At 44.2% G+C, this 16795-nt stretch carries 20 protein-coding genes; 4 read left to right on the forward strand and 16 right to left on the reverse strand.

Going from position 1 to position 16795, the window contains the following annotated elements; all coding sequences use genetic code 11:
- Positions 1–2 precede the first annotated feature (2 nt).
- Together FY534_RS13560 and FY534_RS13565 are read left to right on the forward strand one after the other, a co-directional pair.
- Entirely contained in the window at positions 3–167 is a 165-nt protein-coding gene (locus tag FY534_RS13560; protein WP_203114870.1) for a hypothetical protein, read from the forward strand.
- Between the two features lie 343 nt (positions 168–510).
- Positions 511–1713, forward strand: coding sequence for a transposase (locus FY534_RS13565; RefSeq protein WP_203114185.1), 1203 nt, complete (start codon positions 511–513; stop codon positions 1711–1713).
- A gap of 130 nt (positions 1714–1843) precedes the next feature.
- Here the strand turns inward: FY534_RS13565 and FY534_RS13570 are convergent, their stop codons facing one another.
- Positions 1844–2461, reverse strand: a complete 618-nt coding sequence (locus FY534_RS13570) for a nitroreductase family protein (RefSeq protein ID WP_203114871.1) — start codon at positions 2459–2461, stop codon at positions 1844–1846.
- Positions 2462–2693: 232 nt separating this feature from the next.
- Between FY534_RS13570 and FY534_RS13575 the strand changes: the two genes are divergently transcribed.
- Positions 2694–3869 (forward strand): solute carrier family 23 protein, encoded by a 1176-nt coding sequence (locus tag FY534_RS13575; protein ID WP_072874375.1) that lies wholly within the window; start codon positions 2694–2696, stop codon positions 3867–3869.
- A 75-nt stretch (positions 3870–3944) separates the two neighbouring features.
- Here FY534_RS13575 and rlmH read toward each other — a convergent pair whose 3' ends face one another.
- The 15 genes from rlmH to ychF all read right to left on the reverse strand — a co-directional run bounded on the left by rlmH (position 3945) and on the right by ychF (position 16447).
- Positions 3945–4424 carry a 23S rRNA (pseudouridine(1915)-N(3))-methyltransferase RlmH gene (gene rlmH / locus FY534_RS13580; protein ID WP_072874376.1) on the reverse strand — a complete coding sequence of 160 codons (480 nt, stop codon included), beginning with the start codon at positions 4422–4424 and terminating at the stop codon, positions 3945–3947.
- Positions 4425–4508: 84 nt separating this feature from the next.
- Complete coding sequence (locus FY534_RS13585) at positions 4509–5729, reverse strand: S1C family serine protease (protein WP_238413589.1); 1221 nt, start codon at positions 5727–5729, stop codon at positions 4509–4511.
- Positions 5730–5810: 81 nt separating this feature from the next.
- On the reverse strand, positions 5811–6617 hold the full coding sequence (locus FY534_RS13590; protein WP_238413590.1) for an MBL fold metallo-hydrolase: 807 nt from the start codon (positions 6615–6617) through the stop codon (positions 5811–5813).
- Positions 6618–6639: 22 nt separating this feature from the next.
- Entirely contained in the window at positions 6640–7482 is an 843-nt protein-coding gene (gene yycI / locus FY534_RS13595; RefSeq protein WP_203114873.1) for a two-component system regulatory protein YycI, read from the reverse strand.
- Complete coding sequence (yycH, locus tag FY534_RS13600) at positions 7479–8771, reverse strand: two-component system activity regulator YycH (protein WP_203114874.1); 1293 nt, start codon at positions 8769–8771, stop codon at positions 7479–7481. Before yycH ends, yycI begins: the two co-directional genes overlap by 4 nt.
- Positions 8764–10557 (reverse strand): ATP-binding protein, encoded by a 1794-nt coding sequence (locus FY534_RS13605; RefSeq protein WP_203115658.1) that lies wholly within the window; start codon positions 10555–10557, stop codon positions 8764–8766. The genes yycH and FY534_RS13605 overlap by 8 nt, the downstream gene beginning before the upstream one ends.
- The gene (locus FY534_RS13610) at positions 10544–11236 is read right to left on the reverse strand and encodes a response regulator (protein WP_203114875.1); all 693 of its coding nucleotides are present in this window, start codon (positions 11234–11236) and stop codon (positions 10544–10546) included. Before FY534_RS13610 ends, FY534_RS13605 begins: the two co-directional genes overlap by 14 nt.
- A 31-nt stretch (positions 11237–11267) precedes the next feature.
- Complete coding sequence (locus FY534_RS13615; RefSeq protein WP_203114876.1) at positions 11268–11720, reverse strand: hypothetical protein; 453 nt, start codon at positions 11718–11720, stop codon at positions 11268–11270.
- Positions 11717–13057 (reverse strand): replicative DNA helicase, encoded by a 1341-nt coding sequence (gene dnaB, locus FY534_RS13620; RefSeq protein ID WP_072874417.1) that lies wholly within the window; start codon positions 13055–13057, stop codon positions 11717–11719. Before dnaB ends, FY534_RS13615 begins: the two co-directional genes overlap by 4 nt.
- A gap of 78 nt (positions 13058–13135) precedes the next feature.
- Positions 13136–13585, reverse strand: a complete 450-nt coding sequence (rplI, locus tag FY534_RS13625; RefSeq protein WP_203114877.1) for a 50S ribosomal protein L9 — start codon at positions 13583–13585, stop codon at positions 13136–13138.
- A gap of 20 nt (positions 13586–13605) precedes the next feature.
- Positions 13606–13911, reverse strand: coding sequence for a MazG-like family protein (locus FY534_RS13630; protein WP_072874384.1), 306 nt, complete (start codon positions 13909–13911; stop codon positions 13606–13608).
- Between the two features lie 172 nt (positions 13912–14083).
- Complete coding sequence (rpsR, locus tag FY534_RS13635) at positions 14084–14314, reverse strand: 30S ribosomal protein S18 (RefSeq protein WP_072874385.1); 231 nt, start codon at positions 14312–14314, stop codon at positions 14084–14086.
- A 45-nt stretch (positions 14315–14359) separates the two neighbouring features.
- Complete coding sequence (gene ssb / locus FY534_RS13640; protein WP_072874386.1) at positions 14360–14842, reverse strand: single-stranded DNA-binding protein; 483 nt, start codon at positions 14840–14842, stop codon at positions 14360–14362.
- Positions 14843–14865: 23 nt separating this feature from the next.
- Positions 14866–15153: a 30S ribosomal protein S6 gene (gene rpsF, locus FY534_RS13645; RefSeq protein ID WP_072874387.1), complete on the reverse strand. Its 288-nt coding sequence runs from the start codon at positions 15151–15153 to the stop codon at positions 14866–14868.
- Positions 15154–15343: 190 nt separating this feature from the next.
- On the reverse strand, positions 15344–16447 hold the full coding sequence (gene ychF, locus FY534_RS13650; protein ID WP_072874388.1) for a redox-regulated ATPase YchF: 1104 nt from the start codon (positions 16445–16447) through the stop codon (positions 15344–15346).
- A gap of 216 nt (positions 16448–16663) precedes the next feature.
- Here ychF and FY534_RS14895 point away from each other — a divergent pair, with 216 nt between their 5' ends.
- A complete protein-coding gene (locus tag FY534_RS14895; RefSeq protein WP_255567376.1) occupies positions 16664–16786 on the forward strand; it encodes a hypothetical protein in 123 nt (40 codons plus the stop codon).
- Positions 16787–16795 lie beyond the last annotated feature (9 nt).

A 16795-nucleotide genomic window follows, 5' to 3' on the forward strand; every position in this document is an offset into this window, starting at 1 on the left:
AAATGGGTAACAGTAAAACGTATAATTATCCAAAAGCAAATTCCGTCAGTACCAGTTCTCAAGCCGGACATAGTTCTCGAGTTCAAAAACGCAAACCTGAACCCCACCAAACACAAAATCTCGAACAAGAAGACACTGCCAAGGGCTCACGCACTCTACACGATTAAGAATTACCCATTCATTGAGTTGGTTCATATAGGATGATCTAAAAAACTCCAAGCTAATACATGCAATCAAAAATTATCGATAAAAGGGCCTCCTTATCAACTCTGAAACTCTAAGAGTGAAAAGGAGGCTGTTCTCCAATTAAAATTCAGAACAAACTTTGAAACAATCGTGACATCCTCAATAAAAACATAACAGTGTTGAATATAAAACTTACTTGAGCGTTTTGCAGATTCATAAGCCCTTGTGGGACAAAGGATTTCAGAGCATGAAAAAGGACTTCACCCCAACTTGGAGAAGATTTCAAGTGACCAAACCCAAAATTCTCCTAGGAGGGAAGTCCACTTGTATCTTCTCCAAAAGTCCCTGTTTTCCTTTGAAGAGTGGCTAGAAATCGAACCCAGTGAACGACTTGAACTGTTCTTTTCTGCTCTGGATCTTCAGCCGTATGCCGCAAAGTTACGAAATTCATCACCCCAGGGTGCAAAGCCTATCAACCGTGAAGCGATTTTACGAGCGTTGCTCGCTGCTCCGCTTGAGGGGATTTCAACCTTTACCAAGTTGCACAAACGTTTGGTTAGCGACTTGCGGTTCCGGTACCAATGCGGGTTTCGGTTAGATGAATCCGCACCGTCAATTGCCACACTCAGTCGAGTCTTCAAGGCTGTAGTGGATAAAGATCTTGCCAAGGCACTCTTCATTGACCTGGTCAGTCAGTGCAAAGAGGCTGGAATCATCGATGGAAGTCACCTCGCCATTGACAGTACAGCGATTGGTGCCTATGAGAAGAAGCAACCGAAATCGCGTAGCCAAGAAACAGGTAATGCCAACTGGGGTGCCAAGTACGACACATTTGGCAATAAGCTCACGTGGTTCGGGTACAAAATTCATCTCGCTGTGGATACCTCCAGCGAGTTACCGGTAGCCTTAGAAGTCACACCCGCTCATATTTATGATGGTGAGATGGCGATTCCGCTCATGAAAGATGTCGTCGAAAACTACGGTTGGAAGGTCAAATACGTCATGATGGATGCCGGGTACGACCAGGTGAAAAACTACGAAGCTGCCCGTGGTTATGGTGCGCAAGCAATCATTGCACTCAATAAGCGTGGAGAAAAGGAACCACCTGCAGGCATGACATCCGATGGGACACCTCGTTGCTCCATGGGTTACGACATGGTTTATTGGGGAGCCGACGGTGACCGATTAAAGTTCCGTTGTCCACATGCAGTAGGCAAGGTTGACTGCCCGCTTGGGACTGCTGCTTGCTCGGACTCCAACTACGGAATGGTGGTCAAGAAGAGCATCACCGACGATGTAAGGCGATACGCCAATCCACACCGAAACACGCGGGGTTGGATGGAACTCTACAAGGAGCGAACGTCCGTGGAGCGATGTAATTCTCGGCTGAAAGAAAATCTTACAGCCAACGACACGCATGTCCGGGGTATTGAGAAGGTCACCACATACGTCTACCTCAATGCGATTATTCTACTTGCTTCTGCACTAGCGGTACATGCGACGGCAAGTTCACTGAAGACGGCTTAATCTTGGCACTCTGTTATTGGTAAAGGTATGTGAAAATCTAGACAACACAAACAAAAAAAGTAAATAATAGCCCTCAGACTAGTACTGTTTCTTTTTTCACTTCAAAGAGAAATGCAATTCTGCAAAACGCTCACTTAAAAACTTTTACTCGCTCAGAAATAGGATTGAACTGTTTTTCACCAGCAGGTTGCTCTGGCTTACCGAATGGCATCTGTGCAATCAATCGCCACGACTCTGGCAACTTCCATTCTGCTTTTACTTTCTCATCAATAAGAGGATTGTAATGCTGTAAACTTGCTCCCAATCCTTCTGCCTCAAGCGCCATCCAAATCACAAGCTGATGCATAGCGCTCGTATGCTGAGCCCAGACAGGAAAATTATCTTGATATAAGGGAAATTGTTTTTGCAAACTTTCGATTACTGACCAATCTTCAAAATAGAGCACAGTTCCATATGCTGATTTAAAACTATCCATTTTTTGCTGAGTAGAAGCAAATTGATCAGCAGGAACAACTCCACGCAATACGTCCGTCGTCAAATCCCACAATTCATCATGCTGTTTACCCAGCAAAAGTACTATGCGAGTACTTTGTGAATTAAAGGCGGAAGGTGTATGTTTAATGGCTTCTTCTATGATTTCCTGAATCCGAGCATCAGAAACAGGAGAATTTTTGCTTAAGGCATAGATGGAACGACGGTTACGAAGTGCCGTATAGAAATCAAATAATTGCTGAGTTTGTGTATTCATACTTCATTTACCTCCACTACTTATTTTTTGTTTGCTACGCATTTTTTATACTATCATCCTCTCTGACTAAAATCAATTCAGAAGAGCAGAAATATCATGCGAAAAGATACGAACAAGCATACAGTAGTTTTTTACCAAAGGACGGTTTACAAAAGATTTTCTAATTCATCTTGCAGAATACTTGTCCAAACCGTATACTTGTGGCAATTTGTGTACTTTGGAGGTGATTAGGATGCGATCGTTTTTCCGCGGCTTACCGCTCTCATTCCAACATGTCTTTGCAATGTTTGGCGCAACAGTCCTAGTCCCCTTGCTTACCGGTTTAAATCCTGGAGCGACTCTTGTTGCAAGTGGCGTAGGAACTCTGTTATTTCATCTGATTACAAGGGGCAAAGTGCCAGCTTATCTAGGCTCTTCATTCGCTTTTATTGCTCCATTGGCGCTATTTGTCAGTCAACATCATGCTCCTAATCAAGCAGCAGCCGGACTTATCAGTGTCTCCATTGTTTATTTTATTTTTACGATTCTGGTAGCTACGATTGGTTTTGACAAAATCCGCAAAGCGATTCCACCAGTCGTTGTAGGTCCAGTAGTTGCAATAATTGGTCTCTCTTTAGCGCAAACTGCGATTACAAGCGAAGCCAATACACATTGGGATGTGGCCATTGTCAGTCTTGTAGCCGCCATCTTGTCGGCAATTGTAGGAACTCGACAATTACGCCTTTTACCTATATTGGTAGGAATTGTCGTTGGTTACCTTTATGCCGTATTGCGAGGATATGTATCTTTTCAAAAACTCCACGCTTCTCCCTGGATACAAACACCAACTTTTCACATGCCAGATTTTACTTGGACTGTGGTACTTTCCATGGCTCCCATCGCACTAGTAACCATGATTGAAGATATTGGTCATATGTTTGTATTAAATGAAATTATTGGACGCGATGTGACGAAAGATCCAGGCTTTTCATCTATTCTCTTGGGAAACGGTGTCGCCACTCTTGTCTCAGCGCTCATTGGTGGCCCCGCTGAAACGACATATGCCGAGAATCTCGGTGTACTTGCCATGACTCGCCAATTCTCCAGCCGATTAATAGAAGGCGCTGCAGTAATTGCCATCATATTAGGACTGCTTGGCAAATTTGGCGGCTTAATTGAAACCATACCTGCTGCTGTCATGGGTGGAATTGGCATTTTGCTTTATGGAATGATTGCTGCCATGGGTATTCGGCATATGATTGAGGAGAAAGTTGATTTAACAAGAACTAAAAATTTAATCATCGTCGCAGTCATTTCTATTATAGGCGTGGGAGAGCCCAATAACGGCATTGCCTATGCCACCATTGCAGGACTGATTATTCATTGGATTTTGCCCGATCGCGATCGCCCCAAAGAAGTGACAGCGTAAAACGGCAGCTATCGATCATTTAAGCTGTGGAGGATGACATGAATTCACCGATGAAACGCTTAAGTGAGTATACCGTTACTTATGATACGGTTCACCCCGTTGAATACGAATACCCCGATATAGCTGCTCTAGAAGTACAACACGGGCAAGCGCATGTGGCAAAGTTAATGGTCCAAAAGACCATCGAAAATCAGACCGCGCACGTATTTCCGAATGAACGCCTAGTGAGCCCCCCACGATAAAGACCAGGCGCCCAAATCCACGCCCGCAAAGTTCTTGATATTGTTGACTCCACTTCTCAGAGGTCAGCTCTTTCCCTAAGATGTCCAACAAGACTAAGCCGTCTCTTTGCCGGAGATGTCGAGATAAACGCTTTGCTTCTAATTGCAGCACCCGTTCTTTATCCGCCGCAGAATAATGTTCTGGACATGGCTCATCATCGACTTCCAATATTTCCAATTGTACATAAGCGTTAAGGCGCTTTGCATATTCTGCAAGCGCCTCCTGATAAAATTTCTCTTTGATCTTCCCCACAGAAAGAATACAAATTTGCATGTCAGGCCACCTCATAAAATTCTCTTTCTATGACAGCAGCCTAAACCAGTCCAACATGTTTCCTGTATACCAAAGAAACTAAAATCAGCGAGTGCTCCAGAAATTTGGACCATATTCGGGGGCTCCCTGCAAAAACGGATCGACATCATCATCCGATGAAGAACTTGGAATGATGGAATTGGGGCTGGCTGTTGTCAATTTCGTATCCATTTTACCTATTTTCAACTTAAGATTCAGTTCGCGGCTACCCCGATATACTCGCAGTTGAGCTACATCGCCTGGATGCTCCTGAAAAAGATGCGTACGCAAATCAGCCATGGTTTTTACCGGATGATTATCCATAGCCACAATCACATCATTCTCCTGCAATCCGGAAGCACGAGCTTCAGGAGAAATAGCAGCCTTCACCCATACTCCATAATCAACAGGCACATCAGGCCACCACTGCTCTGGCAGAGTAGCCAACGAATATCCTTCAATACCTAGCGCGGGATGAATAGCATGGCCTGTCTTTAACAATTGATTGGCAATGGTCACAACCTCATTGGAGGGGATGGCAAAACCCATTCCTTCAAACTCAGGCGCTACAATTTTACTGCTGTTAATACCCATGACCTGTCCGCGAATATTGACCAAAGGCCCTCCACTGTTACCTGGATTGATAGCAGCATCTGTCTGTATCACCGCTTGATAATCAAGCACCTGATCCGTCTCAGGTTCGGAAACTGGCATAATACGCTTGGCAGCGCTCACAATACCTGCTGTCACCGAATCAGCAAAATCTAACCCCATTGGCGTTCCAATAGCAATCGCAGGTTCACCCACAATCAGATCATTTGAATTGCAGAAAGTCACAGGCTGAATTCCTCGTACTTCTGCAACTGGGAGTCGAATAACCGCCAAATCTGTATATGGATCGGTACCTACCACAGACGCTTGAATATGTTTTCCCGACTCTAAGACTGCGCTCACTTTAACAGAACCTTCTACCACATGGTTGTTCGTAACGGCGTAACCGTACTCGCTGTCTTTGTAAAAAAGTACCCCTGTTCCCACACCAGCGGGCTCAATTTTGGTCTGCTGAGTAATGTTGTTCGAGATTTGCGCATAATTGACAATGCCCATTACGGCTGGTTTTACACGTTTCACCGCGTCAGTGATATTGTTTGTGTAGCCGCCAGAAATCGCTATGGATTGGGCACTAGCTTCTGCATGAAAAAACACCGGGCTCAAGCAAAGAAATGTAGATACGCTGCTTAAAGCCAAGAAGCATTTTTTCATTCTTTGAACATGGCGCTGACTCATCATAGACACCCTCCAGATGGAGAATTCGGCAATGATTGCCTCTTCGAATTCTCCCTCTAGCGTGTCTCAGACCGACACTTCCTATGCGTTGCATTTAGCGGACACAGGAGTCAGTATCGTCGGTTCATAGCGACTTGTCCGTAACAGTGAGACCTGTTCTTGATAGGTCGATCGCGCTTCCTGCAAAATACTCGAAACTGTTAAATCAGCTAAATCGGGCTGATTGTTCTCCTCACTTAAATGAGCCAAATAAACTTTTACTTCTTGTTGACCGATAATATCAATCAATGCCTCTGCAGCATCCGTATTGGACAGATGCCCCTTATCGCCAAGGATGCGCCGTTTGATAGACCAAGGATACGGACCAGCTCGCAACATCTCTACATCATGGTTGCTTTCAAAAACATAGGTGTCGCAGCCAGCAATCACATCTTTAATCGAGTCACTGACAAAACCGAGATCCGTGACTACAGCCAGACTTTCGTCTCCTGCATCAAACCGATATGCTACCGGTTCTTCTGCGTCATGTGAAACAGCAAAAGGCGTAATTCGAATGTCGCCAATACTAAAAACTTCTCCTGCGCGTACAACCTTATGAATGTGATTTCCGCTTATTCCTGACACAATTTCCGCATATGTACCTTCCGTCGTATAGAGCGGTGCTTGAGAGAGCTTGAGTATCTGTTTTAAGCCGCGAACGTGATCGACATGCTCATGGGTAATCAGTACAGCCGTTATTTGCGAACCATCCACTTGGCAAGCGGTAGCTAATCGTTGGGAAATCTGCTTACCGCTAATACCCGCATCAAGCAACAAACGAGTCTGTTCTGTAGATATGTAAATTGCATTTCCACTGCTACCACTCGATAAAACACTAACAGACAACAAAGAGTGAATCCTCCATCCTGCGTCAAGCTGACGCACTCGATGCATTATCTACTTCACCTGTTAAAGCGTTGACGTCATAAGACTGGCTGGGTGTAATAATGCGCCAAACCGGAAACCAGAGTTGTTGTCCCAGGTGTCCACTAGAAATTTTTCCTACTCCAACTTTTCTGGCATATCCTAATTGTATACCTAAAATCACATTATCTGTGGCACTGTAGGTCTTGTCTACCGATTCTGCCAAACTATTGAGCGCATCAATCGCTGATATGACAGGTTTGGGTCGGCCAATCGGTTGGATATGGTGAATGGCCTGTTGACTATAACCTAAAATTTCACCATGTGAACCTGTTCGAATTTGAATATGGACATCAAAAACCGGAAAATTATTGTAGTTTTCCAGATAATCGGATATATTTTGCGTCGATGAATATTTATCAAATGTATACAACTGTCCATGAAAAGCTGTCTTCAACAGATCCACAGGCTGTATCCCTTGCAATGGAGGCTGAAATTGAATCTGCCAAGTTTCACCTCGCACTTTGATTTGACCCTCGGAATCTTGAATCTGTGTAGTAGACGTATAGAGAATTTTTCCATTTGGAAAAACTGCTTTGGCTAATTCATCTAACTTGGGCGTAATCCAATTGGCTTTAAAAGTAACCATCTCTGGTTGTGACTCTGGAACATGCGCTTGGAGAGTAAAACCGTGATCAGCCAATACCGTTTTCGTATTGGCAAGAAGATCGCTGTAGGACTCGACATAGCCATACGTTTGAATATGACTTTCATATAATTGCCAGCCAAGAATAAGATCTAAAATCAAAAAGGCAGCAATCAGCCAATTCTTTGCGACCTCCCAATTCACGGCAGATCCCCTCCTAAAACATGACCATCTATAGCGTCAATGATAAGCTGCTGCCCTTTCGGCAATTGTACAAAATACGCTGGAATTAAAGATACGATTGAACCTTCATCTTGCTCATCAAGGCCGAGTTGAATTTGTTGTATCTGTTTGATTTGTTGAACACTTAAAATCGTTTTTAAGACATTCAACAACTGCCAACCATTTAAAGCATTTCCTCGGGTTGAATCTATTTCACTGGCCAAATTGTACAAAGGACGACTGAAGGACACGACTCTGCCCGCTCGAATGACTACTTGATAGTCGTTCGATCCGTTTAAAATGGGCAAACCATCAACATAAGGCACTAGAGTGATGGTTTCTCCCGAAGCATTGGACTGCACATGAGTCGCAATCAGATTATTAGGTCCTCCACCGTGATCGCGCACAAAACGTGCGGCTAGTTCCAAGGTATCCAGATTTTCAATTCGTTTGCCGTTTGCATTTGGATCTTGATAAGTAATTTCATCTGGATGCTTCGTCCATTGCACGGCTCGACTGCCATCCGTCCAAAGGGTAGTGTTATTATCTTCCTGAATTCGCGTTACGACTAAAGGATTAACAAAAAATGAATGAACAACAGGCAGAAGCGAAATCGCATTGGTGGTCCAAGTGCTCGTACTCAATTGGGTATAGGAGCTTGGCAAGTCATTATTACTTTGTACGGTAGTCCAAATGGACCACGGTTGTGCCCTGACGGCTTCCGTAATTTGATTGTAAAGTGAAACAGTCGATAAGTTGGTTTGCGCTTCGTAGTCTACTCCGCCGCTGGTTAATCCAAGCCATACAGGCCCATTGGAGCTTGTCTGATACAATAAAATTAACCCTGAGTATTGCACATACCCTGTCGGTTCAATATTCGGTACCCATTGTTGTAAAAGTGCTGCGGACAGAGGCACGCCAAAATCATATTCCACCTCGTCCAAGGTTCTCTTGGGGAAAGCTGGGATTTCCTGCAAAGCAGTCACACGCACTGATTGCAATAATGTAAGCCATTGATTGTAACTATGAGTTTCCGGTAAAGCGACACTTAAACTTGCTGCCGAATGTTGACTGAGAATAATTCGATACGGACGACCTAATTGGCTCGCGATGGGATACTCGGTTGCTGCCAATGGCAAAGGTTCACCAATACCAACTTCCGTTGCGTTTTGAAAATCTCCTACCCACAGCCAATAGCTTAACAACAGTGAAAGCCCAACTAAAACAACTAAAATAAGGGTACGAATGTGTGCGAGCCAATTTTTATTCATATTGGCCAACCCCTTTATCTTTGACCATCGGCAATCGCAAATGAACCTTTGTGCCTCGATTGACTTCGCTTTCCATATCAATGGTACCACCGTGGCGCTCAACAATTTCCCTGGCCAGCGCCAACCCGAGACCAGTACCACCCGATCGACGACTACGCCCTTTGTCCACTCGATAAAAACGTTCAAAAACATGCGGTAAGTCTTCTGGTGGAATGCCTATACCTGTATCAGAAACTATAATTTCTACTTCATCCGCATTTTCTATATGAGCTGACAGGCAAACAATTCCTCCTGCAGGGGTATATTTAAAAGCATTAGAGAGAAGGTTGTCCAAGACGCGATGCAACATATCTTCGTCACCCAACAAGGTAGCGGGTGGAGCGGGATCAACTATAAAAGTTAACTCGCGCGCATTTGCCTGTATACGGAACCGCTGCTCGGCAAAAGCAAACAAACGTTCCATGGTAATGTATGTAACTGTCCTTGGACGCTGCGAATCCTTGGATAAACCGGATAAAAGCAATAGATCTCGCGTCAAACGGACCATTCTATCTGTTTCATCACTGACAACTTGTAGAAAATCTTGTCGGACATCTTCTTCATCTGGTGTTAAATCGCGAAGAGCTTCAATATAAGACTTAACCGAGGTTAGCGGTGTTCGCAATTCGTGCGAAACGTTGGCTACAAAATCTCGTTGCGCTTGTATGAGTTTCTCTTGTTCTGTCACATCTCGAATCACCGCGACATAGCCTTGGCGTTCTTGATGCTGTTGAAGCGCTGTCACGTGAACATGAAGAATACTCTGGCCAATTTCTCGAACCCAAATCTTCTCCCGTATATCTTCTTTCATTTCTGTCAAGCCAAGCCGTATCGCAGCATTGCTATCGTTTGTGCGCAATTGCAACATACGCCGTGCCGCTTCGTTTAAGAAAAGCGGTTGCCATTCTGGATTAAAAGCAACCACGCCGTCACCCATCGAAGTAATAATGGCTCGCAAACGTTCCTGTTCCCGCTGGTTTGTTTGCAAAGCATCTTCCAATTTAGTCGTCAAATCATTAATCGCTGTCGCCAAATCACCAAATTCATCATCGCCACCTACATGCACTCGACGACTGAAATCTCCACTGGCCAAGACACGGGCTTGGCGTGTCGCATCTAGAATAGGACGAGTAATGGTTCGCGCCAGTAAAATACCAAGCAGAGCTGCTAACATCAAACCTATGGCCGATCCGGTATAAAAAATCTTTGTAACCTCATGGACAGTGTTATATACAGACTGGATGGGGACAACATATTCCACCACGCCAAGAAATCGGTTGTTATACAAAATAGGTACAGCAACGGTTAATAAATGCTGGTTTGAAAGAGGATCAAACCGAATGGCGGCTACCGTTTTATGCTGCAAAAGAGCCTCTGTGGAAACTGAATCTGTGCGCTGCTGACCAATCAATGCTGTTCCTGCAGAAGTATCTACCACAAATCCGTCACGATTAAGAATATAGACCGAACCACCCATAAATTGTGGCAGAGACGATAACATGGAAGTCAATGTATCAAGTGGATGTTTGTTATGTGACGAATTACTTATTTCCAGTTGCGGAGCTACCAATATGGACATAAGATGAGCCTGATTTTCAACAGTTTGTGTCTCACTCTGAACGAGAGATGTCGTAAGTGTACGCACAAAATAAGCTCCGATGAGCTCTAAAGAAAAGAGTACGAGCAATAAAGAGACCGTCACTAACTTAAAACGAATACTTCGCCAAAAACGCCTATCTTCGCGCATAATAGCCAACACCGCGCCGAGTCAGCACATATTCAGGAGCACTTGCATCCTCTTCTAATTTTTCACGCAAACGCCGGATGGTCACATCAACCGTACGCTCATCGCCCACATAGTCCATACCCCACACCTCAGTCAGCAATTGCTCTCGGGTATAGACCAGACCTGGCCTTGAAGCGAGATACGCTAACAACTGAAATTCTCTATGTGTGAGAGATATTAAAGTACCATTCTTACGCACCTCATAGTGGGCCAAATCAATGACAATATCATGTAAATAAAGTAAATGACCGTCTTCTTTTTCATGCATATCCCTCTCAAGTTCAACACGTCGTAACGTTGCCTTTACACGAGCCAACAATTCACGAGTAGAAAACGGCTTGGTTACATAATCATCTGCACCCAGTTCAAGACCTAAAATTTTGTCAACTTCCGCATCCCGTGCAGTCAACATGATGATGGGTACAGCTGTAAATTCTCTTAACTCTCGACATACTTCAAAACCGTCTTTCTCAGGTATCATTAAATCCAGTAATACTAAATCCGGTTTTTCTTCGCGAGCCAATTGCACTGCACGTACACCATCTTCAGCAGAAATCACTTGATAGCCTTCTCGTTCCATAGCAAATCGCAATATTTTTTGAATTGGCTCCTCATCTTCTACTACTAAAATTTTCGGCATAGAGTTTCCTCTCTTTATGCGGAATCCAACATCAAGAATGTTGATCTAAAGCTACCCAAACGAAGTGAGGATGTGTCAATACGGCTTGGTATCTCCCCAATTGCATCAGCAACAACGGATAGGGAGATAAATTCGTCTGTTCTGGCAAATTTTCAGACTCTACATAACTTTCGATATCAAATACAGGAGGACCAAACCACCATGGTTTCACAGTAACATACGACTCGACACCTTGTAAGGAGCCGATTTGAGCAAAGGATGGAATATTATAAACAAACGCGAATCGGGACCAAAAAGCAACTGACAAACCAATCGCCAGCCATGTAATCGCGCGTGTCCAAAATCGCAGCGAACGCACAGCGCGCAAAGCACGAATTCTTCGCATACGTGCTCGACGTTGTTTACGTCGACGCTGCCTTTTCTTATTAAGCTGACGCTTATATTCTTTGCGACCAAGCGTCTCGAGCGATCCTGACTCTATCATGGTGCAGCATGCGCCCTCTCCAGATTAACAAATTTATTGTAATTCTTTAAAAAGACAAGCTCGACCTTTCCGGTTGGCCCATTTCTCTGCTTAGCAATAATAATCTCAATGATGTTTTTCTTTTCAGACTCTGGATCGTAATAATCATCCCGATAAAGAAACGCTACAATATCGGCATCCTGCTCAATACTTCCGGATTCACGAATGTCGGAAAGCATTGGACGTTTGTCCTGGCGCTGTTCAACAGAACGGCTTAACTGTGCAAGTGCTACCACAGGAACTTCCAGTTCACGAGCCAACCCTTTGAGCGATCTCGATATTTCGGAAATTTCCTGCTGCCTATTTTCTCCCGAAGCACGGCGACCCTGAATCAATTGCAAATAGTCAATCACCACAAAACCTAAACCTTTTTCTAATTTGAGACGACGAAGTTTACTGCGCATTTCAGGCACTGTAATACCAGGACTGTCATCAATATAGAGTGGGGAGTTGGATAGTGTGCTGACACCCATAGAAAGCTTTGGCCAATCCTCGTCATCTAATGTACCATTGCGAAGTTTGTGTCCGTCAATATACGCTTCAGCGCAAAGCATACGCTGAACAAGTTGATCTTTAGACATTTCTAAAGAAAATATCGCAACAGGTAGACCTGCTCGCACAGCAACATTTTGGGCAATATTGAGTGCAAACGCTGTTTTGCCCACAGAAGGACGAGCTGCAACAATAATTAAATCTGACTTTTGAAATCCGCTGGTCATTCTGTCCAGTTCACTGTAGCCTGTTGGAATACCTGTTAACTGGCCCTCACTTGCGTACAACTGCTCAATACGATCGAAGGTCGATTGCAATACATCAGAAATATGGGTAAAATCGCGAGTTTTTTGATACTGCGAGAGTTCTAATATCATTCTTTCTGCATCAGCAAGGACTTCTGCAGCTGTTTTTTCTGTATCGTAACCTTGTTCAGCAATTTTCGTAGAAACCTGGATAATGCGGCGCATTAAAGCTTTTTCCTTAATGATTCGTGCATAATGATACGTATGCAAGGCTGTTGGCAAGGCGGCGGCCAATTGAGCGATGTATTCAACGCCGCCTACGCTTTCCAAAGCAGCTTCTTCTGAAGCTAAAGAAGCCGTAACAGTAATCACGTCAATCGGTTCTGCTTCCTGAAACAATCGTTGCATGACTCCATAGATGATACGGTGGGGAGTACGATAAAAATCATCTGCTTCAAGAATCTCAATAGCTTCCACGACTGCATCATTAGAAATGAGCATGGCGCCAAGAACCGCTTGTTCTGCCTCAATTTGTTGAGGAGGCAAGCGTAACCCGTTCATCTCAACTTCTCTTTGCCGCACAGATGGAGATACGGCTTCTTCCACTCCTGACTTCTCCTCTCCAAACTCAAAACAGTTTTATTCGCCTTCGGCAATTATGTGTACTCTGACGTTTGCCCCTACTTCTGGATGCAATTTCACATGCACTTCATGATATCCAAGCGACTTAATCGGTTCATGCAAAACAATTTTCTTTTTATCAACAGGATAACCAGCTTGATGTAAGGCATCTGCAATATGTTTGGTGGTAATAGCTCCAAACAGACGACTACCTTCACCTACCTGCACCTTGAGCAAAATTTCTCTGCCTTCTATTTTTTGAGCTAGCGCTTTAGCGTCTGCCAATTCCTGTGCTGCCCTGCGTTCCTTGCTCGCTTGTTTTTCCTTTAATTGATGTAAGGTGCCCTGATTGGCTTCTACTGCCAACTGCCGAGGAAATAAAAAGTTTCTAGCATATCCCTCTGATACCTCTTTAATTTCGCCTTGTTTACCTTGTCCTTTCACATCCTGCAAGAAAATAACCTTCATCCATCAACTCTCCTTTTGAGCTAAGCCCGATGGTCTAGATATCTTCGAACAGTTGCCGAATCCTCCTGCAAAGCTTCATCATCCAATGAATATACGGATAAAGCCTCCAGAACTTCCTGTTCAATCACTGCCGGCGCAATACCCATCTGGCGACCTAACAGATATGCGGAAGCTATCAACGCTCCAAGTGAACGCGTAAGCTCCCGTTCTTCTCCGAGATGTATACTTTTAAAAGTTTCCGCTACATCTGTGATGAGCCCAATGCGCAAAGATTCTAATACACGCAAGCGCCGGGCAATTTGTATCTGAGGATCCGTGTGCGACACCTCGATTTCCCCCTCAATGCGCACCAGTGCTCCGCCTCTAACCTATTGCATCGCGAGTAATCCGCGCGCTGTATTGCCGCTTCTATTCCACAACCTAATCTCTGTTTCCTGCTAAGAGAAAAGCCGCACCATGAGCGATGCGGCTCCAGACGTTTCCATCTCGGGACAACATTTATTCAGTAGTATATGGCATCAAAGCAATTTGACGAGCACGCTTTATGGCAATCGTCACTTGACGTTGATGTCTTGCACAATTTCCCGAAATTCGGCGTGGTAAAATTTTGCCACGTTCAGTAAGAAATTTATTTAAACGACCAATATCTTTGTAGTCAGCATAGTCAATCTTGTCCACACAAAACTGACACACCTTACGGCGCTTACCTCCACGACCTTTGCGCGGCATAACATTCTTCCCCCCTTCATCCTATTCTTCTCTCAACGACAAATCTCAGAAAGGTAAATCATCATCAGAAATATCTATCATCGGTCCATCATCCGCAAATGGATCATCATCAAATGAGGGTCTGGGAACTTCTTGGCGGCGATTTGAATTCATTCCTGAGCTGTTTCTCTGCATACCTGCGTTGCTGTGTGTATCGCGTGCAGAATTTTCGCCTCGGTCGAGGAATCGCACCGTTTCAGCTACAACTTCTGCTACACGAACTTTTTGACCGTCTTTATTTTCATAAGAACGGATTTGCAACCTTCCGTCTACCGCTGCCAAGCGTCCTTTATGCAAATACTGTGCAACGGTTTCAGCTTGTTTCTGCCAGACTACTATCTGGATAAAATCGGTCTCTCGTTCTCCAGCTTGATTAAGCCTTGGACGATCTACCGCCAGACTGAATGTTGCTACAGCCGTTCCGCTATTGGTATAGCGAAGCTCAGGATCTTGAGTCAATCTGCCAATCAGCACAATTCGGTTTAACATTGTACCATCCCCTCCGACGCGTCCTATTCCCCAAGACGTACTGTGAGGTATCGAAGCACATTATCTTCAATACGCATCACACGCTCGAGTTCATTGGTCACATCGGTGTCTGACGAGTACTTCATCAGGACGTAAAATCCTTCACGATGGCGATCAATCTCATAAGCCAAGCGTCGTTTGCCGATTTCTTGAAGTTCATCAATCTGGCCTCCGTGCTCGGTTACAAGGGATTGATACTTCTCCACCAGTGAAGAAATTTGTTCTGATTCCAGTTCAGGTTTCAGAATGTACATGGTTTCGTACTGGCGCATCCCTATTCACCTCCTTTTGGACTATGGCCCCAAGTCAATGCTTGGAGCAAGGATAGGCATGCGACATGCCAAGATAAAATTTTATCTTATTTATGATAAAACAGCAACCAGTCACTCTTGTAGAACTCGATTTTCAGACAGGTCCTTAACACGTCAGAACCGATGAAATCCAAAATAAAACATTTTCTTCTTAGACATTAAATCGGAACAGCATAATATCGCCATCTTGTACAACATATTCTTTTCCCTCTAAACGTAATTTGCCTGCTTCTCGCGCAGCCACCATACTGCCAGCATTCACAAGATCTTCATAAGAAACAACTTCCGCTCGAATGAATCCTCGTTCAAAATCACTGTGAATAACACCTGCAGCTTGTGGCGCCTTCGTTCCTTGACGAATGGTCCAAGCCCGCACTTCAGGCTCCCCCGCTGTAAAGTAAGTAATGAGCCCCAAAAGATGGTAAGCTGCCCTGATCAGACGATCAAGTCCGGATTCTTCAACACCGAGATCGGCCAGAAAAGCTACTTTGTCCTCTGCATCTAACTCAGCTATCTCTGATTCCATTTGAGCAGAAACACGAATTACTTCAGCGCCTTCTTGATCTGCACGCTCTTTTACAGCATTAAAATATGGATTATGGGTTGATTCATCATGGATTTCTGATTCACCCACATTGGCCACATATAGAACAGGTTTCATTGTCAATAAATGCAAATCTTTTAATACGTCCTGCTCTTCTTCTGTTAAGTCCAAACTGCGAGCCGCTTGTCCTTCTTCTAAAACACCTTTTAACTTTTCTAGCGCTGCAACCTCTATTACGTAACGCTTGTCCCCAGATTTTAAATTTTTCTTTGCCTTATCCAATCGACGTTCTACGGTTTCCAAATCGGCTAAAGCGAGTTCTAATTCAATGGTTTCAATATCCCGAATAGGATCGACAGAACCTGCCACATGTGTTACATCATCATTTTGAAAACACCGGACGACATGTACAATAGCATCCACTTCCCGGATATGTCCTAAAAACTTGTTGCCCAGTCCCTCTCCACGACTGGCCCCCGCAACTAACCCGGCAATATCCACAAATTCAAAAGTTGTTGGAACAATTTTTTTAGGATGGACCATCTCCGCCAAACGCTGTAACCGTAAATCCGGAACTTCTACAACACCGACATTAGGGTCAATTGTACAAAAGGGATAGTTTGCGGCTTCTGCTCCAGCCTTGGTTATGGCATTAAACAATGTAGATTTCCCTACATTCGGCAAACCTACAATTCCTGCTTGTAATGGCATACATGCACCTCATCTCCAGCAACAAACACTGCTAGTATAAAAATCATCTGTGTCTCGCACAATAAATAACAATACAAAAATTCTTCTTATTGTACAAAACTACGAGCATATTTTCAGAAACTTTTGTATATGCCTGTTAAGAAGCCAAAACCGGGCTGTATACAGCTAGAATCTTGACAAAAATTATGGCAGACTATTGACAGGGAGGTGATTGATGTGCTGAAGCGACTTATGCGCAAGCTAAGGGTACCTAAACTGTCGCCCAAAGCATTGGCAGTAAAAACGCTCGACAGCCAACACTCCGTCAACAAACGCCATTATTGTAAATTAGCTTCCTAACCTACATTT

This window comes from Alicyclobacillus sp. TC, assembly GCF_016804365.1.
GTDB lineage: Bacteria > Bacillota > Bacilli > Alicyclobacillales > Alicyclobacillaceae > Alicyclobacillus_I > Alicyclobacillus_I tolerans.